The sequence below is a fragment of the Anaeromonas gelatinilytica genome, assembly GCF_016820635.1.
Lineage (GTDB): Bacteria > Bacillota > Clostridia > Tissierellales > SIT17 > Anaeromonas > Anaeromonas gelatinilytica.
Genome location: NZ_WSFU01000062.1, coordinates 1 through 22,363, shown reverse-complemented (window position 1 = coordinate 22,363; position 22,363 = coordinate 1). Strand labels below are relative to the sequence as shown.

General features: G+C 26.4%; 23 protein-coding genes. 11 read left to right on the top strand and 12 right to left on the bottom strand.

What is annotated here, in order from left to right; genetic code table 11:
- Window positions 1-84: 84 nt before the first annotated feature.
- From GOQ29_RS04920 to GOQ29_RS04910, 3 genes are all read right to left on the bottom strand, one after another.
- Window positions 85-969 (bottom strand): PhzF family phenazine biosynthesis protein, encoded by an 885-nt coding sequence (locus GOQ29_RS04920; protein WP_203371527.1) that lies wholly within the window; start codon window positions 967-969, stop codon window positions 85-87.
- A gap of 112 nt (window positions 970-1,081) precedes the next feature.
- Window positions 1,082-1,957, bottom strand: coding sequence for a ParB/RepB/Spo0J family partition protein (locus GOQ29_RS04915; RefSeq protein WP_203371526.1), 876 nt, complete (start codon window positions 1,955-1,957; stop codon window positions 1,082-1,084).
- Window positions 1,958-2,731, bottom strand: a complete 774-nt coding sequence (locus GOQ29_RS04910) for a ParA family protein (protein WP_203371525.1) — start codon at window positions 2,729-2,731, stop codon at window positions 1,958-1,960.
- A gap of 144 nt (window positions 2,732-2,875) precedes the next feature.
- Here GOQ29_RS04910 and GOQ29_RS04905 point away from each other — a divergent pair, with 144 nt between their 5' ends.
- On the top strand, window positions 2,876-3,487 hold the full coding sequence (locus GOQ29_RS04905; RefSeq protein ID WP_207750646.1) for a DNA-3-methyladenine glycosylase: 612 nt from the start codon (window positions 2,876-2,878) through the stop codon (window positions 3,485-3,487).
- Between the two features lie 38 nt (window positions 3,488-3,525).
- Here the strand turns inward: GOQ29_RS04905 and noc are convergent, their stop codons facing one another.
- From noc to rpmH, 9 genes are all read right to left on the bottom strand, one after another.
- Window positions 3,526-4,341 (bottom strand): nucleoid occlusion protein, encoded by an 816-nt coding sequence (gene noc, locus GOQ29_RS04900; protein ID WP_203371524.1) that lies wholly within the window; start codon window positions 4,339-4,341, stop codon window positions 3,526-3,528.
- Between the two features lie 130 nt (window positions 4,342-4,471).
- Window positions 4,472-5,188 carry a 16S rRNA (guanine(527)-N(7))-methyltransferase RsmG gene (gene rsmG, locus GOQ29_RS04895; protein ID WP_203371523.1) on the bottom strand — a complete coding sequence of 239 codons (717 nt, stop codon included), beginning with the start codon at window positions 5,186-5,188 and terminating at the stop codon, window positions 4,472-4,474.
- The gene (gene mnmG, locus GOQ29_RS04890) at window positions 5,181-7,091 is read right to left on the bottom strand and encodes a tRNA uridine-5-carboxymethylaminomethyl(34) synthesis enzyme MnmG (protein WP_207750645.1); all 1,911 of its coding nucleotides are present in this window, start codon (window positions 7,089-7,091) and stop codon (window positions 5,181-5,183) included. Before mnmG ends, rsmG begins: the two co-directional genes overlap by 8 nt.
- 14 nt (window positions 7,092-7,105) lie before the next feature.
- Window positions 7,106-8,491 carry a tRNA uridine-5-carboxymethylaminomethyl(34) synthesis GTPase MnmE gene (gene mnmE, locus GOQ29_RS04885; RefSeq protein ID WP_484477061.1) on the bottom strand — a complete coding sequence of 462 codons (1,386 nt, stop codon included), beginning with the start codon at window positions 8,489-8,491 and terminating at the stop codon, window positions 7,106-7,108.
- 126 nt (window positions 8,492-8,617) lie between these two features.
- On the bottom strand, window positions 8,618-9,247 hold the full coding sequence (jag, locus tag GOQ29_RS04880; protein ID WP_203371521.1) for an RNA-binding cell elongation regulator Jag/EloR: 630 nt from the start codon (window positions 9,245-9,247) through the stop codon (window positions 8,618-8,620).
- 1 nt (window position 9,248) lies between these two features.
- The gene (locus GOQ29_RS04875; protein ID WP_203371520.1) at window positions 9,249-9,959 is read right to left on the bottom strand and encodes a YidC/Oxa1 family membrane protein insertase; all 711 of its coding nucleotides are present in this window, start codon (window positions 9,957-9,959) and stop codon (window positions 9,249-9,251) included.
- Between the two features lie 44 nt (window positions 9,960-10,003).
- A complete protein-coding gene (gene yidD / locus GOQ29_RS04870) occupies window positions 10,004-10,210 on the bottom strand; it encodes a membrane protein insertion efficiency factor YidD (protein WP_207750647.1) in 207 nt (68 codons plus the stop codon).
- 29 nt (window positions 10,211-10,239) lie between these two features.
- A complete protein-coding gene (gene rnpA / locus GOQ29_RS04865) occupies window positions 10,240-10,575 on the bottom strand; it encodes a ribonuclease P protein component (RefSeq protein WP_203371519.1) in 336 nt (111 codons plus the stop codon).
- Window positions 10,576-10,633: 58 nt separating this feature from the next.
- Complete coding sequence (rpmH, locus tag GOQ29_RS04860; RefSeq protein ID WP_203371518.1) at window positions 10,634-10,768, bottom strand: 50S ribosomal protein L34; 135 nt, start codon at window positions 10,766-10,768, stop codon at window positions 10,634-10,636.
- 627 nt (window positions 10,769-11,395) lie between these two features.
- On the opposite strand from rpmH, the gene dnaA reads away from it, so the two are divergent.
- The 10 genes from dnaA to GOQ29_RS04810 all read left to right on the top strand — a co-directional run bounded on the left by dnaA (window position 11,396) and on the right by GOQ29_RS04810 (window position 22,092).
- A complete protein-coding gene (dnaA, locus tag GOQ29_RS04855; RefSeq protein ID WP_203371517.1) occupies window positions 11,396-12,745 on the top strand; it encodes a chromosomal replication initiator protein DnaA in 1,350 nt (449 codons plus the stop codon).
- Window positions 12,746-12,974: 229 nt separating this feature from the next.
- Window positions 12,975-14,081 (top strand): DNA polymerase III subunit beta, encoded by a 1,107-nt coding sequence (gene dnaN, locus GOQ29_RS04850; protein ID WP_203371516.1) that lies wholly within the window; start codon window positions 12,975-12,977, stop codon window positions 14,079-14,081.
- A gap of 55 nt (window positions 14,082-14,136) precedes the next feature.
- Window positions 14,137-14,346: an RNA-binding S4 domain-containing protein gene (locus tag GOQ29_RS04845; RefSeq protein ID WP_203371515.1), complete on the top strand. Its 210-nt coding sequence runs from the start codon at window positions 14,137-14,139 to the stop codon at window positions 14,344-14,346.
- Between the two features lie 182 nt (window positions 14,347-14,528).
- A complete protein-coding gene (recF, locus tag GOQ29_RS04840; protein ID WP_203371514.1) occupies window positions 14,529-15,641 on the top strand; it encodes a DNA replication/repair protein RecF in 1,113 nt (370 codons plus the stop codon).
- 24 nt (window positions 15,642-15,665) lie between these two features.
- On the top strand, window positions 15,666-15,968 hold the full coding sequence (gene remB, locus GOQ29_RS04835; RefSeq protein ID WP_203371513.1) for an extracellular matrix regulator RemB: 303 nt from the start codon (window positions 15,666-15,668) through the stop codon (window positions 15,966-15,968).
- Between the two features lie 18 nt (window positions 15,969-15,986).
- A complete protein-coding gene (gyrB, locus tag GOQ29_RS04830) occupies window positions 15,987-17,906 on the top strand; it encodes a DNA topoisomerase (ATP-hydrolyzing) subunit B (protein WP_203371512.1) in 1,920 nt (639 codons plus the stop codon).
- A 25-nt stretch (window positions 17,907-17,931) separates the two neighbouring features.
- Entirely contained in the window at window positions 17,932-20,373 is a 2,442-nt protein-coding gene (gene gyrA / locus GOQ29_RS04825) for a DNA gyrase subunit A (protein ID WP_203371511.1), read from the top strand.
- Between the two features lie 147 nt (window positions 20,374-20,520).
- Window positions 20,521-20,841 (top strand): STAS domain-containing protein, encoded by a 321-nt coding sequence (locus GOQ29_RS04820; RefSeq protein ID WP_203371510.1) that lies wholly within the window; start codon window positions 20,521-20,523, stop codon window positions 20,839-20,841.
- A gap of 7 nt (window positions 20,842-20,848) precedes the next feature.
- Window positions 20,849-21,301, top strand: coding sequence for an ATP-binding protein (locus tag GOQ29_RS04815; RefSeq protein ID WP_203371509.1), 453 nt, complete (start codon window positions 20,849-20,851; stop codon window positions 21,299-21,301).
- A 2-nt stretch (window positions 21,302-21,303) separates the two neighbouring features.
- Window positions 21,304-22,092: a SigB/SigF/SigG family RNA polymerase sigma factor gene (locus GOQ29_RS04810; RefSeq protein WP_252187517.1), complete on the top strand. Its 789-nt coding sequence runs from the start codon at window positions 21,304-21,306 to the stop codon at window positions 22,090-22,092.
- The last annotated feature ends 271 nt before the right edge of the window (window positions 22,093-22,363 follow it).

The window sequence follows — 22,363 nt, the reverse complement described above, 5'->3', positions numbered from 1 at the left end:
AACACTTGTATTTATCAATAATTTAAAACCTTTATTAAATAAACTTTACTTGACAATAAAAAAGATCTAAGAATTTTCTTAGATCTAACAATGAATTACTCCTTCAAGAATAATCGATGCTTTTCCTCCTACTTCTATTGAATCAGGCTTTATATCACTTATTTTAACTAATATTTCAGAAGGTCTGTTCAACACTTCTCCTTGTTTAATTATAATTTGTTTTTCATTCATAATATCATTTTCTCTTAAATAGTAAAATAAAGCTCCATTTGCAGTTCCAGTAGCAGCTTCTTCATTTATTCCTACTAATGGTGCAAAATTTCTTGTATAAACTTGATCATCTTCAATTGTAAAAGCATGTATTCCTGTAACATTTAATTTTTTAGATAAATCTGATACCTTTTTATAATCTATAGTAAGATTCTCTAAGATTTTTTTATTTTTTATAGGTACCATTATATCTGGAAGTCCTGTTGATATAATTTGAGGTTTAATGTTTTTATATGGTAATCCTAAATCATCTATATTAATATTCATAGAATCTAATAATTCATCAACTTCATCCAATGTACCAATTAATTTAGGCTTAGCTTGTTCCATAACTACACTTTGCACTTCACCATTTTCACAATAAACTTCCACATATAATTTTCCAGCTTTGGTATGTTGATAATATTTTTTGCTTTTTTCTTCGAATTCTGATAAATATCCTTTTGCTGCTAATGTATAGAATGTAGCAATAGTAGCATGTCCACAAAGATCTACTTCTTGAGTAGGAGTAAAAAACCTTATATTATAATTATCTTCATCTATTTTTTGTACAAAAGCTGTTTCAGATAAATTAATTTCAGTAGCAATTTTTTGCATGTTTTCTGGTGATATGCCTCTAGCATCTGGAACTACTCCTGCAGGATTTCCACCAAACTTTTTATCGGAAAATGCACCCACTAGATACATTATAATTTCCATAATCATCTCTCCTTAAGCTATCATTAATACAATTATATCAAAATACTATAATTAATATAGTTGTGTTTATTAGAATGTTTCACGTGAAACACTTAGATTTTTTATATTATTATTACTCTTTATTTAGCAACTCTAATATCCTATCTAAATCATCATCATTATAATATTCTATTTCAATTTTACTTTTTTTTCTACCTTTATTTATAATTACTTTAGTACCTAATATTTTTCTTAAATTTTCTTCTATTCCTTTTAATATTGGATCTTTTTTCTTTTCTTTTATACTTTTATTTTTTTTGGATGATTGTAATTTTTTTATTAAACCCTCTGTTTCTCTAACACTTAATTTATTATCTATTATTGACAAGGCGATTTCTTCTTGTTTTTCTTTGCTAGATATAGAAAGTAATGCTCGTCCGTGTCCAATAGAAAGTTTTCTTTCTTCTATTAAATTTTTAATTTCATCAGACAAATTTAATAATCTTATTAAATTTGTTATATATGTTCTACTCTTACCTACTATTTCAGATAACTGTCCCTGAGTTAAATTATACTTTTCTAACATTTCATTATAAGCTATTGCCTCTTCTATAGGATTTAAATCTTCTCTTTGAATATTCTCAATTAAAGCCATTTCTATAGATTTTCTCTCATCTTCTTCTCTTATAATACAAGGAACTGTATCCAGATCATTAATTTTTGCTGCTCTAAATCTTCTTTCCCCAGCTATAATTTCATATCCAGAATCATGTTTTTTAACTATAATAGGCTGTATTATTCCAATCCTTTTTATGGATTCCGATAATTCCTTGATTCTTTCACTATTAAATGTTTGTCGTGGCTGATTTTTATTAGGTTTAATCTCTGATATCTTTATATTTACTACTTTTTCAGCTTTCTCTTTTATGTTGTTCCTAGCATCATCTTTAGACTCTTCTGGAATTAATGCTGACAAGCCTTTCCCCAATCCTCTTTTCTTTTTAGCCATCTATATCACATCCTCAATATAATCTAAAAATTCTTCAGCAAGTTCCATATATGCAATAGCTCCTTTTGATTTTGAATCATAATCAATAATTGGTATTCCATAACTAGGTGCTTCTGCTAATCTAACATTCCTAGGAATTATTGTAGTATATACTTTACCTCTAAAAAATTTTTTTACTTCATCAACTACTTGAATTGAAAGATTAGTTCTTCCATCAAACATACTTAATACTACTCCTTCTACTTCTAATTTGGGATTTAGTCCTTGCTTTACTAGCTTTATAGTAGACATAAGCTGACTTACCCCTTCTAATGCATAATACTCACATTGTATAGGAATTATAACACTATCTACAGCCACTAAAGAATTTATTGTTAATAATCCTAATGATGGAGGACAATCTACAAATATATAATCATATTTATCCTTTATTTTGTTAATAGCATTTTTTAATATGGTTTCTCTATCTTCTCTACTAGTTAATTCAATTTCAGCACCAGCTAAATCAACGTTCGAAGGAATTAAATGAAGATTCTCTATACCAGTTTCTATTATCGTATTTTCTATATCTTCATTCTCTATTAAAATATCATAAATTGAATTATCTAATGATTTTTTATCTATCCCTAACCCACTGGTTGAATTTCCTTGAGGATCAGTATCTATAACTAATACTTTTTTATCTAATTTAGCAATACATGCACTTAAATTTACATTAGTTGTAGTTTTTCCTACTCCACCCTTTTGATTAAATATTGCTAATACTTTTCCCATTTAATCATCTCCACTCTTATTTCCTTAATTTACTTTTTATTATATCAAATTTTCTTTATAATCATATAGTATAATAATAAAATTATAATATAAATATCATGGTATAATATATTATATACTTTTATTTATATAAAGGAGTTTTATATGATTAAATTAAAGAGAGATTTTTATAGAAAAGATGCTTTAAGTTTAGGAAGAGATTTATTAGGAAAATATCTAATATTCAACAATAACAATAATAAATTTATAACTAAAATAGTTGAAGTAGAAGCTTATATGGGAATTAATGATAAAGCTTCTCATACTTATAAAGGTAAAAGAACTCCTAGAACTGAATCTATGTTTAAAATTGGAGGCTATGCCTATGTTTATTTAATATATGGCATGTATAATTGCCTTAATATAGTAGCATCAGAGAAAAACAATCCTCAAGGAGTACTCATTAGAGGCGTTGAACCCATTAAAGGAATAGAAATAATGTCATTAAATAGATTTAATAAAACAATAGATCAATTGCCAAAAACTAAAATATTCAATCTTACTAATGGCCCTGGAAAACTAACTCAAGCTCTAGGCATTACTAGAAAAATAAATGGAGAAGATTTAACAAAAAATAATATATACATATGTGAAGGTAATAATAAGTCTTTCCAAATAGTTCAATCTAAAAGGATAGGAATAGATTATGCAGAAGAAGCAAAAAATTATCCTTGGAGATTTTATATTAAAGATAATAAATATGTAAGTGTTTATTAAATATTAAAAAATAAGGATAATATTATCCTTATTTTTATTTATATTGCTTTTTTATTTTTCGGTATTTTAACTGTAACTTCTATAAATTCACCAGTATCCTTTTCTTGATATTTAGCCTCTATTCCACTATCCTTAATAGCATTATACGCATTTTTTAAAGTATTTAAATATATCTTAAAATTTATCATGCTTTTTATTTTTTGTTTTACTTTTTCTTCTTCTTTTTCTTTTATATCAGTCATATCCTCTAATATAGATTTAATTAAGTTTTCTGTTTTTTTAACAGTTAAATCATTCTTAATAATTTTATCTAATATTTTAATTTGTAACTCTTCCTCAGGTAATTTCAATAGTGCTCTAGCATGTCTTTCAGATAAACCATTTTCTAATAAATTCTTTTTAACTTCATCTGACAAACGAAGTACCCTTAATTTATTTGCTATAGTTGATTGATTTTTCCCAACTTTTTCTGCTAATTCATGTTGAGTAAGACCATGATCATTTATAAGATTGCTATATCCTTCAGCTTCTTCTATAAAGTTTAAATCTTCCCTTTGAAGATTTTCTATCAATGCCAATACTGCCGAATCCTGATCTTTCATATTTACAATTAACGAAGGTATTGAAGTAAGTTCAACAGCCTCTGCCGCTCTAAGGCGTCTTTCTCCAGCAACTAATTCATATGTATTATCATTGATTTTTCTTACACTTATAGGTTGAAGTACTCCATAGGCTTCTATTGATTTACTTAACTCTTCTATAGATCTCTTACTAAAACTTTTCCTAGGTTGGTATGGATTTGGTCTAATTTGATTTAAAGGAATATTAATAACTTCCTGACTTACATAATTCATAATATCATCCCTCTCCCAATTACTATCTGCTTATTATATTAATTTATTTCTCTAAAAAATTTTAATATCCTGCTTATTTATATTATTTTTTTAGACTTTCGTTCTACATAAATACCCATATTTCTCATCTTTATAACGGTTTTTGTTTCGGTTTTCCAGCTTTTCTAGGATATTTTGTCGGAGTTTTAAATATTTTCTTTATAACTAATAATTTATGGACTATATCACTAAAAGGTAATTTGATATCAAATCTATTTTCGATTATACCACCCATTATCTTTAAACTTTTCTCAGATTCTTCTACCTCATTATTTAATTGCGTTCCCTTCATAGCAATAAAATAACCACCAACTTTAACAAAAGGAATACAATATTCTAATAATACATTTAATGGTGCTACTGCTCTAGAAACAGCTAAATCAAATTGTTCCCTATACTCCTCATTCTTACCATAATCTTCTGCTCTTCCATGAATAGCTTTAATATTGTTTAATCCTATTTCATTAATAACTTCATGTAAAAACTTAATCCTTTTGTTCAAACTGTCTAGCAATACAACTTCTGTACTTTTATTAGCTATTTTTATAGGAATACCTGGAAAACCACCTCCAGTTCCTATATCTATAATTTTAAGTCCATCTTTTACATATCCCGTTTTTAAAATAGTTAAACTATCTAAGAAATGTTTAATATCTATTTCACTATCTTCTTTAATTGCAGTAATATTAATCTTTTCATTCCATTCTTTTAACAATTCCTTATAAGCTATAAAATCATCTATACTTTGAGATTTTAAATTTATATCTAATTTAGACAATCCCTTTATTAAAGTATCTATATTACTCATTCTTTATTCCCCTATTCTTTAATCTTCTTTGTTGTTCTAAATAAACTAAAAGTACATTAATATCTGCAGGAGAAACTCCAGATATTCTAGACCCTTGACCTACAGAATCAGGTCTTATTTCATCTAATTTTTGTATTGCTTCTAACCTTAATCCTTTTATCTCTTTATAATTTATATTTTTGGGAATTTTTTTACTTTCTAATTTTTTAAATTGTTCTATTTGTTTCATTTGTTTTTTTATATATCCTAAATATTTTATTTGAATTTCTACCTGCATTCTAACCTCTCTAGGTAATTCAGGTCTTTCAAAATCTAATTTATCAATATCATCATATTTGATTTCTGGTCTCTTAATAAGATCATATAATGTTATTGGCATTTTAAGAGGCACACTTCCAATAGTCTCTAAAAAATCATTAGTTTCTTTAGTGGGAGTAATCTGTAGTCTTTTTAATCTTTCCAATTCTTCGCTTATCTTTTTTCTTTTTTCTACTACTTTATTATATCTTTCATCTGTAGCTAATCCAACATCATAACTTTTTTCAGTTAACCTTAAATCTGCGTTATCTTGACGTAATGTTAATCTATATTCAGCTCTTGCAGTCATCATTCTATAAGGTTCATCTGTACCCTTAGTAACTAAATCATCTATAAGAACACCAATATATGCTTCAGATCTATCTAATATAAAAGGTCCTTTTCCTATTACATTTAATCCTGCATTTATGCCAGCAATTAATCCCTGACTTGCTGCCTCTTCATATCCTGATGACCCGTTAATTTGTCCTGCAAAAAATAAATTATCTATATCTTTATATTCTAAAGTCCTCTTAAGTTTCGTAGGATCTATACAATCATATTCTATTGCATAAGCTTCTCTCATGATTTCAACATTTTCCAATCCGGAAACTGTTCTTAACATGTTTATTTGTACTTCAGCAGGTAAAGTAGTAGACATCCCCTGTACATACATTTCCTTAGTATCCAATCCCTCTGGTTCTATAAATATTTGATGCTTATCTTTATCTGCAAATCTAACTACTTTATCTTCGATAGAAGGACAATATCTCGGACCTTTACTTTCCATTTTTCCTGTATACCTAGGAGACTTATCAAGATTATTCATTATAATCTTATGAGTTTCAGCATTTGTATAGGCTAGATAACATAATTCTTGATCTTTTTTTATTTCATTATTCATAAAAGAAAATGGAACAACTTTTTCATCTCCTGGTTGAGACACCATACTTTCAAAATCTATTGTATCTTTATGAATTCTTGCTGGAGTACCTGTTTTAAATCTTCTAAAGTGAATATCCAAATTTTCTAGAGGTTTTGTAAGATTAATAGATGGAGCTAATCCATTTGGTCCTCCAGAATAATTAACTTGTCCTATATATATTCTTCCTCTGAGATAAGTTCCAGTAGCTAATATTACTGATTTTCCATTATAACATGCTCCTGTTCTAGTAATTACTCCATTAACTTTTCCATCTTCTACAATTAAATTAACCACTTCTCCTTGTTTCAAATCTAAATTTTCTTGATCCTCTAAAGTTCTTTTCATTTCAACATGATATTGTCTTTTATCTGCCTGTGCCCTTAATGAATGAACTGCTGGACCTTTAGATGTATTTAACATCTTTGATTGAATAAATGTTTTATCTATATTTATTCCCATTTCTCCACCTAAAGCATCTATTTCTCTAACTAAATGTCCTTTACCTGTACCACCAATTGATGGATTACAAGGCATAAGAGCAATTGAATCTAAACTCATAGTAAGTATTAATGTTTTAAGTCCCATTCTCGCAGGAGCTAAAGCTGCCTCACAACCAGAATGACCTGCTCCTACAACTATAACATCATATTCTCCACCATGATAAAGTATAGATTTATCCATATTTATCTCCTTTCTCATTTTCCGATACAAAAATCACTAAATATTCTATCTATAATATCCTCACCAACTGTATATCCATTAATTTCTCCTAAATTATTCCAACATTCCTTTACATCAACTTCTATACAATCAATAGGCATACCCATTTCTATAGAATTTAAAGCTTCTTTAATATTATTCTTGGCTTTAATTAATAAATCCTTATGTCTTACATTATTGACTATTATATCATCTGTAACCTTGACTTCTCCTTTAAAAAACATATCTTTTATAGTATTTTCTAAAGTTTCTAATCCTTTTCCTTTAATCATAGAAGTATTTATTATTTCTTTATTAGGAAGATATCTTTTTATTATATTTTCATTTGTTTTAATTTCTAAATCTGTTTTATTTAATAATATAATTGATTTTTTATTTTTAACCATTTCTATTATAATCATATCCTCATCAGCTAAATCTTCAGATGCATCAAATACTACTATAGCTAAATCTCCTTTATCTATAAGAGATTTTGCTCTATCTACACCTATTTTTTCTACTAAATCTTCAGTTTCTCTTATACCTGCAGTATCTACTATTCTCAAAGGAATACCATTTATATTAACATATTCTTCTATGATATCTCTAGTAGTTCCAGGTATTTCTGTTACTATAGCTCTATTTTCTCTTAATATTGCATTCATTAAAGAAGACTTACCTACATTAGGTTTTCCTAATATAATAGTTTTAAGTCCCTCTTTAAGAATTTTACCTGTATATACTGTACTTAATAATTTATTTATTCTTTCAAGAATATTGTTTCCTTCTTCTTTCATTTTTTCATAAGCCATATCTTCTACATCATCTTCATCCGGAAAATCAATAGTAGCTTCTATTTGAGCTAACATTTTCAATACTGATTCTCTTAATAATTTAACTTCGTTAGAAAGACTACCTTCTAACTGATTTAAAGATACATCAAAACTAGAATCTGTTTTAGCACTTATTAAATCCATAACAGCTTCTGCTTGTGCCAAATCAATTCTCCCATTCATAAACGCTCTTTTAGTAAATTCTCCTGGCTCTGCTATTCTTGCTTCATTTTGTAAAATAATTTCTAATATTTTTCTAACTGGAATTATTCCTCCATGACAATTTATTTCAATTATATCTTCTGTAGTATAAGTATAAGGAGCTTTCATATACACTGTTAATACTTCATCTATCACTTTTTCATTCTCTGGATTAATTATATGTCCATAATATAATTTTCTTGGCTCCCTATTTTTAAAACTAATATTTTCTTTTCCTATAAAAATTTTATCTATAATATTTATAGAATTTTTACCACTTATTCGAACAATCCCAATACCAGCTTCTCCTGGAGCAGTAGCTATAGCAGCAATAGTATCTATATCCAAATTATTCACCTCTTTATATTTTATATATTTAAAAATAATTATGTCTAAATTTACTTCTTTTATTATTATACCAATAATACCTTTAAACATAACATAAACCCAGTAATCAAACTGGGTTTACTTAATTTATTTATTTATATCTATAACTACTTTTCTATAAGGCTCCTTTCCTTCACTAAAAGTTTTTACATAAGGATCTGATTGTAATGCAGAATGTATAATTCTTCTTTCATATGGATTCATTGGTTCAAGTTTAACTTTTTTTCTTGTTCTTTTAGATTTTCCAGCCATTTTCTTAGCTAATCTAATTAAAGTTTCTTCTCTTTTTTTTCTATAATTTTCTGTATCTAATATTACTTTAAGATAATCTTCTCTATCTTTATTCACAATTAAACTTATAAGATATTGAATAGAATCTAAAGTATTTCCTCTTTTACCAATAATAGCTCCCATATCATCTTCATTTTCACCTATTATCTCGATATTCAAAGTATCTAATGTCTTATTTATCTTAAGTTCAGCTTTAATTTCCATTTTATTTAATAATGCATGTAAAAAATTTTCTGCTTGTTTAACAACATCTTTATTTACTGTAACCTTTACTTTTGCATCTTTAGCACCTATAAATCCTAAAAATCCTTTATTTGGCTCATCTAATATTTCAATAGTTACATCATCTCTATCTACATTTAATTGCTTTAAACTCTCATTAATAGCATCTTGAACAGTTTTTGATGAAATAACAACAGATTTCATATTATTTTAACTCCTCCTTAAGAGATCCTGCATTCCTATTTATAATGAACTGCTGTACTATTTGGAAAGTATTACTTATTACCCAGTATAGTGCTAATCCTGAGGGAACACTTCTAGCAAAAAACAAAATCATTATAGGCATTATTTTAGTCATAGTATTTTGAGTAGATTGGGCCTTATCATCTCCCCCAGAAGAAGTAGAAGGAGACATCATCTTACTTTGAAAATAGGTTGTTAGTGCAGCTACAATAGGTAATATCCACAAATCTGGATTCTCTAAATTTTCTATCCATAAAAAACTTTTATTAATCGCATCATAAGCTGCTTGATTTTCAAAGACATATTTTACTGGATTTCTTAACACATTAAAAAATCCTATTATTATTGGAAATTGTATAAGTAATGGCAAACATCCTCCAAAAGGATTTACCTTATATTCTTTATATAATTCCATTGTTTTCATATTTAATGTTTCTTTGTCATTCTTATACTTCTTTTGTAATTCTTGTAATTTTGGTTGAATTTTTTGCATGTTCTTCATCGATTTTGTCTGTTTCAATGTCAATGGGAGTAAAATAAATTTAACTATTATTGTTGCAATTATAATTGCAATAGCATAAGCAGAAAAAACCTTAAAATCTAATTCAGCTCCTGCTACAAATTTGTAAATATATTCAACTAGTACTCCCAAAGGACGAGCAAAAATACCCATATTAATTTAACCCCCTACAATCTTCATTAGCAATCATCAGTTTATTATTTTTTGTCTACTGGATCATATCCTCCAGCGTTAAACGGATTACATCTTAAAATTCTCCATATAGACTTTAATCCACCTTTAACAATTCCATACTTATCAATAGCTTGGATAGAATATTCTGAACAAGTTGGATAAAATCTACATGTCCTTCCTTTCAATGGTGAAATATATTTTTGATACAGTAGGATAAATTTTTTAATCATATATTTCACAATATACAACCTCTCTCAGACTATTTATTCAGCTTAGAACGTTTCAATAAATTAATAATAGATTTTTCAATTTCCTTATATGAGGCATTGTTTGCTCTAACCCGAGCTAAAAATATTATATCATATCCATTAATTAATTTATCATTATTTAATCTATAACTTTCTTTTATCAATCGTTTAACTCTATTTCTAATAACAGCATTTCCTAATTTTTTAGTAGTAGAAAAACCTACTCTATTATAATCCAGTTCATTTTCAATATAAAACATTACTAAATACTTATTAGCTATAGATTTTCCTTTATCATATACTTTACTAAAGTCTCTGTTATTCCTAAGCTTTAGTATCTTATTCATTCTAAAACTCCTTGATATTTACTTTAAAATTGAACAAAAAGGCCACTTAAATGCGGCCTTATGCTGATAATTTTTTTCTGCCTTTTCGTCTACGTCTTTGCAATACATTTCTTCCTGATTTATTCTTCATTCTTTTTCTAAATCCATGTTCTTTACTTCTTTGTCTTTTTTTAGGTTGGTATGTTCTCTTCATTTAAAATACACCCCCTTCAGTCATTGTTAATATAAATATATTATTGTAATGGTAATCCTCAATCATCATAAATTAAGACACTACTTAATGATTATAGCTATATTATTAGGGTATGTCAAGGTTTTGATTGTAATTAATATTTCATATAATTGTTAATAAAATTATTAACAGTTTATTTATTTTGTGGACATCAATTTATATTTGTTGATAATTGTACTCTAGTTTGATATTATTAAAAAAAATGTGGATTAATAATTAAGACAATTAACTTTTATACACAACTTGTGGATTAAATTGTGTATAACTTATTTTTTTTGTTGATATTTTATTCATTAGCTCTATACTTTTAGTATATTTCTAATAAAATTATTAACAGTTTATTTATTAAATTCATGTTTATAAAATTTTTACATATTTAATAATAATTTAATTAAATCTATTATTAACAATTTATCCACAAAAAAATTCATTATTTCTGTTAATTATTTTTTTATTTTTAAGTCTTTTATAAAATTATTTATTTGTGGATTATTTTGTTTATTTTTATTAAACATCTTGATTTTATACAAATATAGAATAAAGTATGTTTTTAATGCCAATAATCTTTATAGAATAGGAGGAGATGTAATGTCAGCTGACCTAAATGGTATTTGGGAAAAATCTTTAAAATTAATAAAAACTGAACTTACAGAAGTAAGTTTCAACACTTGGTTAAAAAGCATTGACCCCATATCTATTGAAAATAATAGTATTATTCTGGCTGCTCCCAATGAATTTACCAAGTCAATTCTTGAAGCTAGGTATTTAACATTAATTAATAATGCTATTAATCAAGTCTCAAATAGTAATTATAATATTACTTTTATAATACCTGGAGAAGAAATAAATGAAAGTAATGGACAACCTAAAAAAGAAAAAATTGAAACAAAAAAATCTGAAGAAACTCATGTAAAATCTCAATTACGACCTAAATATACATTTGATCAATTCGTAATAGGTAATAGTAATAGATTTGCCCATGCTGCATCACTTGCCGTAGCAGAAGCTCCTGCAAAGGCTTATAATCCATTATTTATTTATGGAGGTGTAGGTTTGGGAAAAACTCACCTTATGAATGCAATTGGTCATTATATATTAGATCAAAACCCAAATACAAATGTAGCATATGTATCTTCAGAAAAATTCACTAATGAATTGATAAATTCCATTAGAGATGATAAAAATGTTGAATTTAGAAATAAGTACAGACACGTAGATGTACTACTAATAGATGATATTCAATTTATTGCTGGTAAAGAAAGAACTCAAGAAGAATTTTTCCATACTTTTAATGCTCTTCATGAAGATAATAAACAAATAATAATCTCTAGTGATAGACCCCCTAAAGAGATACCTACATTAGAAGATAGATTAAGATCCAGATTTGAATGGGGGCTTATAGCAGATATTCAACCACCAGATTTAGAAACTAGAATTGCAATATTAAAAAAGAAAGCAAATCTAGAAAATCTAAATATCGATAATGAAGTATTTCTTTTTATTGCTGATAAAATTCGTTCTAATATAAGAGAATTAGAAGGAGCTTTAATAAGAATAATTGCATATTCTTCTTTAACAAATAAAGAAATTACTATAGATTTAGCAAATGAAGCCTTAAAAGATATAATATTAGAAAATAAAAATAAAAAAATTGATGTAAATAGAATAAAAGAAGTAGTATCTAAACATTTCAATGTAAAAATAGAAGATTTTAATTCTAAAAAAAGGGCTAGAGCTATATCTTATCCTAGACAAATAGCAATGTATTTATCTAGAGAACTTACAGATTTATCTTTACCTAAAATAGGCGATGAATTTGGTGGTAGAGATCATACTACCGTAATTCATGCTTATGAAAAAATTTCTAAAGACTTTAATAATGACAGTAAAATGAAATCTACTATAGAACAAATTCAAAAAGACTTAAAAAATAATTAACAATCATTTGTATATAATATGTTTAAAGATTGTTGATATCTTTTTATAATTTATAAAGTAGTGTATATGTGGATAACTAAATACACCTTAATAACATTTTATACACAAGCTTAAAATATTATCTTTTATTACATTTAAATAGTTATCCACAAATTCACAGCCCCTATTACTAGTACTACTAAGTGAAGTTTATTTATACAATTAATTATTTAAAAGGAGGTTATCCACAATGAAAATAAGAATTCCTCAAAAAAATTTATCAAAACATATTAATATAGTTCAAAAAGGTATATCATCTAAAACAACATTACCTATATTAGATGGAATATTAATAGAAGCTTATGATAATTATTTAAAGTTAACAGGAACAGATTTAGAATTGGGTATTGAAACAAAAATAAAGTGCGAAATAATTGAAGAAGGAAAAATTGTTATTCCATCTAGAATATTTGGAGACATAATAAAAAAATTACCTAATAATGATATAAATTTAGAAACTGATTTAGATTATAATATACATATTGTATGTGATAATTCTGAATTTAATATATTAGGTAATTCGGCAGATGAGTATCCTGAATTACCTGAAATAAATGATGAAAAGTCTTTTAAAATACCTAAAGATTTATTAAAAAATATGATAAGACAAACAGTTTTTGCTACAGCTCAAGATGAAACAAGACCAATATTAACAGGAGCATTATTAGAAGTTAAAAATAATAATGCAACATTAGTAGCTCTTGATGGATATAGATTAGCTCTTAAAAATTCATCAATTTCGTATGATAGTGATATAAAGGTAGTTATACCAGGAAAAACATTAAATGAAGTAAATAGAATATTAGATGATGAAGATAATAATATAAAAATAATGTTTACGTCTAGTCATATTCTTTTTAATTTAGGAGATACTATAATTAACTCAAGACTTTTAGAAGGGCAATTTTTGAATTATAAAGATATAATTAGAAACGAATATAAATCTCAAGTTATAGTAAAAACTAATGATATAAAAGAAAGTATTGAAAGAGCATCATTACTTGCTAGAGAAGGAAAAAATAATTTAGTTAAATTTGATATAAAAGATGATAAAATGGTTATAACATCAAATTCTGAAATAGGAAATGTTCATGAAGATGTAAATATAGAGTTAGAAGGAGAAGATATCGTAATAGCTTTTAATTCAAAATATATTTTAGAGGGACTTAAAGTAATAGATAGCGATGAAGTGATTATGAATTTTATAAGTAATGTAAATCCATGTATTATGAAACCTAAAGAGGATGAAAATTATACTTATTTAATATTACCAGTAAGATTAGCAGAAGCTAATTAGTCTATTAGAAATGGACACCTTTTAGGGTGTCTATTTTAATGATAGGAGGGATAAAATGAAAAAAATAAAAATTGATACTGAATATATTAAATTAGATCAATTATTAAAATATGGAGAAATTGCACAAACAGGAGGCCATGCTAAATTTTTAATAAAAGATGGTCATATAAAAGTAAACAAAGAAATTTGTACTCAAAGAGGAAAGAAAATATTTAGAGGAGATATTGTAGAAATAGAAGGTGAAGAATCTTTGATAATAGAATAAAAATTACTTTTATAATAATTAAAATTATTATAAGTAAATAACTCTAAAATATTTTAGAGTTATTTACTTATGGAAAAAATAAAATTTAAAGGTTAAAATAGTTTATAAGATAGTAAAATCACTAAATAAGAACGAATGTTTGTTTTTTAAAAAATAAGTGATATAATAAAGGAAGTGCTATTATGTACGTAAAGAGTATTAAACTAATTAATTTTAGAAATTATAATAGTATGAAAATATATTTAAATAAAAAAGTTAATATTTTCTTAGGGGAAAATGGACAAGGAAAAACAAATCTTTTAGAATCTATATATATAGCATCTTCTGGAAAATCATTTAGAACTAATAAAGATAAAGAACTCATTAGTATAAATAAGGAAGTAGGATATATTGGAGTTGAATTAAAAAAAGATGATATCGAAAAACATATAGAATTAAAATTAGATTTAAATAAACCTAAAAGGGTTAAAATAAATGGAGTTGAGCAAGACAAATTATCAGATTTGAATGAAGTATTACAAGTTGTAGTATTTTCACCAGAAGATCTAAAAATAATAAAAGAAGGACCTTTTCATAGAAGAAATTTTCTTGATGATGAAATTTCTCAAATAAAACCAGTTTATAAAAATATACTTAATGATTATAATAGAGTTTTGATTCAACGAAATAATCTTCTAAAAATTATTCAATATGATAATAAAAAGAAAAAAATGTTATCAGTATGGAATCAACAATTAGTTAACCTAGGAAGTAAAATAATAATTTTAAGAAAAGCATTTATAAATAGATTAGCTCATATATCAAAAGATATACACAATAATATTACTGCAGGATCAGAAAATTTAGAAATATATTATTCGCCTTCTTTTAAGTTTAAAAATATGGATAAAGAGACAATAATAAATAAATATAATAATTTATTATCTAAAAATGAGAATGATGATATCGAAAAAGGTACTACAAAAATAGGACCACATAGAGATGATATTGATATTTTTATAAATGATAAAAATACAAGAATATTTGGTTCACAAGGACAACAGAGAACAGCAGCGTTATCATTAAAATTAGCAGAGGTAAAATTAATAAAAGAAGAAACTAATGATTATCCTGTATTATTATTAGATGATGTATTTTCAGAATTAGATATAAATAGAAGAAAATATTTAATATCTGCATTTAAAGATGTACAAACAATAATCACATCTACTGATGATATAGACATTGAAGAAATAGACAAATTTAATAAAAAGACTTATTATATTAAAGATGGCAATATTTTATATAGTAAATAAATATTGCTGAAAGGATTGATTGTTATGTTTCTTCATCTTGGTAAAGATTATGTAATACCTTTATCAGAAATAATTAGTATTATACCAAATAAGTCATTACAGTTAGAGGATACAGCTAACTTTATTAAAACATCTGAAGAAGAAGGTTTTTTGATAAAAATAGTAGATAAAAATATAAAATCTTATGTTATTACTGAAAAATTAGAAAAATATAAAAGAAATAATAAGAAATTAAGAAAAAGTATAATATATTGTACAAACATATCTACAAAAACTCTTTATAGAAGATGTAATTTGATAAAAGATGAAAATATTAATATCAGATAAAAGATTGGGGGCAAAAATATGTCAGAAAATCAAAAAAACAGAAGTTATGAAGCTGAACAAATACAAGTTTTAGAAGGATTAGAACCAGTTAGAAAAAGACCTGGTATGTATATAGGTAGTACTGGACCTAAGGGATTACATCATTTAGTATATGAAGTAGTAGATAACAGTATAGATGAAGCTTTAGCTGGGGTTTGTGATACTATAGAAGTAATTTTAAATGAAGATGGATCAGTAACAGTAAATGATAATGGTAGTGGTATACCAGTAGCAATTCATCCAAAAACAGGAAAATCTACAGTAGAGACAGTTTTAACTGTTTTACATGCTGGAGGTAAATTTGATAATGGAGCTTATAAGGTATCTGGTGGATTACATGGTGTTGGGGTATCTGTAGTTAATGCATTATCGGAATGGTTAGAAGTTAAAGTTAAAAGAGATGGGAAAGTACATTATCAAAGATTTGAAAGAGGTATAGCTAAATCTGAACTGGAAGTTATAGATAATGCTAAAGGAACTGGAACATCTATTACATTTATGCCTGATGATTTAATATTTGAAGAACTTGATTTTAAATATGAGACATTAGAACATAGATTGATGGAATTAGCTTTTTTAAATAAAGGTGTAACAATAAATATTAATGATAAAAGACATGATAAAAGTGAAATGTTCTATTATGAGGGTGGAATTAAAGCTTTTGTTAAACATTTAAATAAAAATAGAAATGCAATACACAGAAAAGTAATTTATAACGAAGGTGAAAAAGAAAATTCTACTGTAGAATTAGCTATTCAATATACGGATAATTATAATGAAAATATATTTACATTTGCTAATAATATAAATACTCATGAAGGTGGAACTCACTTGAGTGGATTGAAATCTGCTTTGACTAGAGTGATTAATGATTATGCTAGAAAAAATGGAATTTTAAAAGATAAAGACTCTAATTTAAGTGGAGAAGATATTAGAGAAGGTATAACAACTGTTTTATCAGTAAAATTATCAGAACCTCAATTTGAAGGTCAAACCAAAACTAAATTAGGAAATAGTGAAATGAGAGGTATAGTTGACAGTATCGTAAGTGATTCTATTACTAGTTTTTTAGAAGAAAATCCTAAAGAAGCAAAAATAATTATAGAAAAATCTTTAAGAGCATCTAGAGCTAGAGAAGCGGCTAGAAAAGCTAGAGATTTAACTCGAAGAAAAAATGTATTAGAAAGTTCTTCTTTACCTGGGAAATTAGCCGATTGTTCTGAAAGAGATCCAAGTCTTTCAGAGGTATTCATAGTCGAGGGTGATTCTGCGGGAGGATCTGCAAAGCAAGGTAGAGATAGAAAAATACAAGCTATTCTTCCATTAAAAGGTAAAATAATGAATGTTGAAAAAGCAAGACTTGATAAAATATTAAATTATGCAGAAATACAAGCGATGATAACAGCCTTTGGATGTGGAATAGGAGAAGATTTTGATATAGAAAAATTAAGATATCATAAAATAGTAATTATGACCGACGCCGATGTTGATGGTGCTCATATTAGAACCCTTATATTAACTTTCTTCTATAGATATATGAAACCTTTACTAGAACAAGGATATGTATATATAGCTCAACCACCTTTATATAAAGTTAAACAAGGAAAAGCAGAGTATTATGCTTATTCAGATAAAGAATTAAATGAAATATATAAAGAAAAAGTAAGTGATTCAAAAATCAAACCATCACTTCAAAGATATAAAGGGCTAGGAGAGATGAACCCTGAGCAATTATGGGATACAACAATGGATCCAGAACAAAGAATATTACTTCAAGTAAATGTAGAAGATGCTGTAGCAGCAGATGAAATATTTACTACTTTGATGGGAGATAAGGTTCAGCCTAGAAGAGAATTTATAGAAGAAAATGCAAGATATGTGAAGAATTTAGATATTTAAGTTTTATATAGTGAGGAGGATTTAAATGAGCATTGAAAATAAAAATATAATATCTGTAGATATTAAAGATGAAATGAGTAATTCCTATTTAGATTATTCTATGAGTGTAATAGTTTCAAGAGCAATTCCTGATGTTAGGGATGGACTTAAACCAGTGCATAGAAGAATATTATATGCACTGGATCAATTAGGATTAACACCGGATAAACCCCATAGAAAGTCTGCCCGTATCGTGGGAGACGTTTTAGGTAAGTATCACCCTCATGGAGATAGTGCTGTATATGATGCTATGGTTAGATTAGCCCAGGATTTTTCTACAAGATATCAATTAGTTGATGGACATGGTAACTTTGGTTCAATAGATGGTGATGGAGCAGCTGCTATGCGTTACACTGAAGCGAAGATGAATAAAATAACAGTTGAAATGCTTAGAGATATAGGTAAGGATACTATAGATTATAGATTAAACTTTGATGAGACATTAAATGAACCAGTAGTATTACCAAGTAGATATCCTAATTTACTTGTTAATGGTACTAATGGAATAGCTGTAGGTATGGCAACATCAATCCCACCCCATAACTTAAATGAAGTTATAGATGCCACAATAATGATGATAGATAATCCAGATATAGAATTACAAGAGATAATGACAAGGATTAAAGGACCAGATTTTCCAACTGGTGCAATTATAACTGGAAAAGAAGCTATAAAAGAAGCTTATAGAACAGGTAGAGGGAAAGTAAAAGTAAGAGCCAAAACTCAAATAGAGTCAATGAAAAATAATAAAAATAGAATAATAGTTACTGAAATTCCATATCAAGTAAATAAAGCTAAATTGATAGAAAAAATAGCCCATTTAGTAAGGGATAAAAAGATAGAAGGTATATCAGATTTAAGGGATGAATCTGATAGAGAAGGAATGAGGATTGTAATAGAACTAAAAAGAGATGCTAATCCAAATGTAGTATTAAACAATCTTTATAAACATACTCAAATGCAAGATACTTTTAGCATTATAATGATAGCATTAGTAAATGGAGAACCTAAAGTATTAAGTTTAAAGCAAATATTAAAACATTATTTAGAACATCAAAAGGATGTTATAACTAGAAGAACCCAATATGAACTTAATAAAGCTGAGGCTAGAGCACATATATTAGAGGGATTAAAAATAGCATTAGATCATATAGATGAAGTAATAAAATTAATAAGAGAAAGTAAAAACGCAAGTGAAGCCAAAGAAGGATTAATAGAGAAATTTGGTCTATCAGAAAAACAAGCTCAAGCTATTTTAGATATGAGACTTCAAAAACTTACTGGATTAGAAAGGGATAAAATAGAAGAAGAATATAAGAATCTAATTAAAGAAATAAATAGATTGAAAGAAATTTTATCTAATGAAGGATTAATATATAAAATAATCAAAGATGAACTTATTGAAATCAAAGGAAAATATGGCGATGATAGAAGAACTGAAATAAGAGTATCATCAGATGAAATTAATATTGAAGATATGATAGAAGAAGAAAATGTTGTAATAACTCTTACTCATTATGGATATATAAAGAGATTGCCAGAAAATACTTATAAAATTCAACATAGAGGTGGAAGAGGAGTAACAGGATTAACTACTAGAGATGAAGATTTTGTAGAGGATATTTTAATAACATCCACCCATGACAATCTTTTATTCTTCACAAGTAAAGGGAAAGTATTTACAATTAAAGCATTTGAAATTCCAGAAGCAAAAAGGCAAGCTAAAGGGACAGCAATAGTAAATTTTCTTCAATTAGATTCAGATGAAAGCATTAAAGCTGTAATACCTATAAAGGAATTTGAGGATGATAATTATTTAATTTTTACTACACAAAATGGATTAGTAAAAAAGACTGAAATAACTAAATTTGAATCTATAAGAAAAAGTGGATTAATAGCAATAAGTCTTAAAGAAAATGATGAACTTATAGCAGTTAAAAAGACTAATGGGAAAAGTGACATAATTTTAACAACAGTTCAAGGTATGTCTATAAGGTTCAATGAAAAAAATGTTAGAAATATGGGTAGAACTGCTATGGGAGTAAAAGGAATAAATCTTAATAGAGATGATCAAGTTATATCCATGAATTTAGTAGAAGAAGGAAATTACTTATTAGTTATTAGTGAAAAAGGATATGGTAAAAGAACTTCTCTAGAAGAATATAGAGGTCAAACTAGAGGAGGTAAAGGAATAAAAACTTACAATATAAAACCTCACACAGGAAATTTAATAGGTGCTAGAGTAGTAAATGATGATGATGAAATAATGATGATAAGTTATTTAGGTATAATAATAAGACTGAAAATATCAGGTATATCTCAAATGGGTAGAACTACTCAAGGAGTTAGACTAATGAAAGTAGATAAAAATGATAGAGTAGTATCTATAGCTAAAGTAATACCTGAAGAAGAAATAAAAGAAAATTAAAAAATGATTTTTAAATAAATATTTGGGTATAAAGGGTAGAGTGATGAATTTCTCACTTTACCCTTTATTTATATATTATTGGGTTTACAAAGAATAAATAGTATAATAATATTTATAATGAAAAAATAATGGAGGTGCACTTGAAAAATGGCTTTAAAAATTAACAAATTATTTGATGAAGAAAAAAAAGTATGGATTTTAAAACCTTATGGAGAGATAGACATATATACAGCTCCTAAATTTAAAGAAATATTATTAAATGTTATAGAAACTAGAGATAGCAATATAATAATAGACGGCAAAGACTTGGAATATATAGATAGTACAGGTCTAGGAGTTTTAATTAGTGGACTAAAAAGATTAAAAGAAACTGATAAAAATATCACTATAATAAATTTACGTCCCAATATTAGTAAGCTATTCGAAATAACAGGATTAAATAAAGTTTTTATAGTTAAGGAGGTGTAATTAAAAAATGGAGGAGATAAAAGAGAAAGTAAATGAGAATGAAGAAGTTAATATGGATCATATAAAATTAAGTATGCCTAATAAGCCTGAATATGTGAGTATAATAAGACTTACAGCTTCAGCTATAGCTAGTAGAATTGGTTTTAATATTGATGATATAGAAGATATAAAAGTTGCCATAGGTGAGGCATGTACCAATGCAATAAGGCATGGTTGTAATAAAATTAATGATACTTATGATATTGATTTTTTTGCTTATGAAGATAAATTAGAGATTAAAATTAAAGATACGGGTAAAGGATTGTGTTCTTTAAATATTAAAGAACCTAAAGCTGAAGATCTTAAGGAAGGTGGATTAGGATTATTTATAATAAAAACATTAATGGATGATGTGAAATTTACAACTTTACAAAATAAAGGGACAATTATACTTATGACAAAAATGTTAGGAGTAGAATAGATATGGGAGATAATAAAAATTCTGCCACAAAACTTTTTATGGAAAAAGAAATGGATACTAAAGAATTATTTAAAATATATGCTGAAACTAGTAATCAAGAAATTAGAGAAGAATTAATAAATAGACATTTATATATAGCAGAAATATTATCTAAAAAGTATGCTAATAGAGGTATAGATTTTGATGATATATATCAAGTAGCTTGTCTAGGATTGATATATGCTATAGATAGATATGATATTGATAAAGGATATGAATTTTCAAGTTTTGCTACACCTACAATAATAGGAGAAATAAAAAAGTATTTTAGGGATAAAGGATGGTCTATAAGGGTTCCTAGGAGAATACAAGAGTTATCAAAAAAAATTAATAATACAAAATTATTATTAAGTCAAGAACTTCAAAAAACGCCTACTGTACAAGATATTGCTGAATATTTAAATGTAACAGAAGAAGAAGTTTTAGAAGCTATGGAGGCAAGCAAAGTATATACTCCTAATTCTTTAGATGCATCGTTAGATTCTGATAGTGATGATAAAGATGTTAACTTATCAGCGTTGATAGGTGAAGAAGATAAGGATTTATTAAAAATTGAAAATAGAGATTTTTTATTGAATATAATAAATAAATTAAATGATATAGAGAAAAAGATAATAAAAGATAGATATTTTGAAAGAAAAACCCAAATAAATATAGCAAAAGAAATAGATATGAGTCAGATGACGGTATCTAGATTAGAAAAGAAAATAATAGAAAAGTTTAGAAAGGAATTAAAAAAAATGTATAATTAATAATATATAGATAAAAAACTTGACATAGAATATTTTCTTTGCTATATTATAAAAAGCGATGAAGTTAACAGATATTAATCAATGATTTTAAATTAAAAAAGTATTGACAAAGGTTAAAAGAGCTGATATAGTATTAAGAGTCGTCGGAGACGGCGGAAAAGAAATTGGTCTTTGAAAATTGAACAGTACAAAGTTAAAAGACAACTTAAAGTTGTCAAATAGATTAAGCTAACGTTTGATTCATTTTGAGTCAAAGGAAATCAAAATTCAA

Excerpts from the sequence above, each read along its gene's own strand:
- GOQ29_RS04915 (WP_203371526.1), bottom strand. The coding sequence starts at position 1,957 with ATGGCTAAAAAGAAAAGAGGATTGGGGAAAGGCTTGTCAGCATTAATT.
- GOQ29_RS04810 (WP_252187517.1), top strand. The coding sequence starts at position 21,304 with ATGGGAGATAATAAAAATTCTGCCACAAAACTTTTTATGGAAAAAGAA.
- mnmG (WP_207750645.1), bottom strand. The coding sequence starts at position 7,091 with ATGGATAAATCTATACTTTATCATGGTGGAGAATATGATGTTATAGTT.
- GOQ29_RS04875 (WP_203371520.1), bottom strand. The coding sequence starts at position 9,959 with ATGGGTATTTTTGCTCGTCCTTTGGGAGTACTAGTTGAATATATTTAC.
- rsmG (WP_203371523.1), bottom strand. The coding sequence starts at position 5,188 with ATGAGTAATATAGATACTTTAATAAAGGGATTGTCTAAATTAGATATA.
- noc (WP_203371524.1), bottom strand. The coding sequence starts at position 4,341 with ATGAATTATGTAAGTCAGGAAGTTATTAATATTCCTTTAAATCAAATT.
- recF (WP_203371514.1), top strand. The coding sequence starts at position 14,529 with ATGTACGTAAAGAGTATTAAACTAATTAATTTTAGAAATTATAATAGT.
- GOQ29_RS04910 (WP_203371525.1), bottom strand. The coding sequence starts at position 2,731 with ATGGGAAAAGTATTAGCAATATTTAATCAAAAGGGTGGAGTAGGAAAA.
- rpmH (WP_203371518.1), bottom strand. The coding sequence starts at position 10,768 with ATGAAGAGAACATACCAACCTAAAAAAAGACAAAGAAGTAAAGAACAT.
- gyrA (WP_203371511.1), top strand. The coding sequence starts at position 17,932 with ATGAGCATTGAAAATAAAAATATAATATCTGTAGATATTAAAGATGAA.
- GOQ29_RS04815 (WP_203371509.1), top strand. The coding sequence starts at position 20,849 with ATGGAGGAGATAAAAGAGAAAGTAAATGAGAATGAAGAAGTTAATATG.
- GOQ29_RS04905 (WP_207750646.1), top strand. The coding sequence starts at position 2,876 with ATGATTAAATTAAAGAGAGATTTTTATAGAAAAGATGCTTTAAGTTTA.
- remB (WP_203371513.1), top strand. The coding sequence starts at position 15,666 with ATGTTTCTTCATCTTGGTAAAGATTATGTAATACCTTTATCAGAAATA.
- dnaA (WP_203371517.1), top strand. The coding sequence starts at position 11,396 with ATGTCAGCTGACCTAAATGGTATTTGGGAAAAATCTTTAAAATTAATA.
- rnpA (WP_203371519.1), bottom strand. The coding sequence starts at position 10,575 with ATGAATAAGATACTAAAGCTTAGGAATAACAGAGACTTTAGTAAAGTA.
- yidD (WP_207750647.1), bottom strand. The coding sequence starts at position 10,210 with ATGATTAAAAAATTTATCCTACTGTATCAAAAATATATTTCACCATTG.
- jag (WP_203371521.1), bottom strand. The coding sequence starts at position 9,247 with ATGAAATCTGTTGTTATTTCATCAAAAACTGTTCAAGATGCTATTAAT.
- GOQ29_RS04820 (WP_203371510.1), top strand. The coding sequence starts at position 20,521 with ATGGCTTTAAAAATTAACAAATTATTTGATGAAGAAAAAAAAGTATGG.
- gyrB (WP_203371512.1), top strand. The coding sequence starts at position 15,987 with ATGTCAGAAAATCAAAAAAACAGAAGTTATGAAGCTGAACAAATACAA.
- GOQ29_RS04845 (WP_203371515.1), top strand. The coding sequence starts at position 14,137 with ATGAAAAAAATAAAAATTGATACTGAATATATTAAATTAGATCAATTA.
- GOQ29_RS04920 (WP_203371527.1), bottom strand. The coding sequence starts at position 969 with ATGGAAATTATAATGTATCTAGTGGGTGCATTTTCCGATAAAAAGTTT.
- dnaN (WP_203371516.1), top strand. The coding sequence starts at position 12,975 with ATGAAAATAAGAATTCCTCAAAAAAATTTATCAAAACATATTAATATA.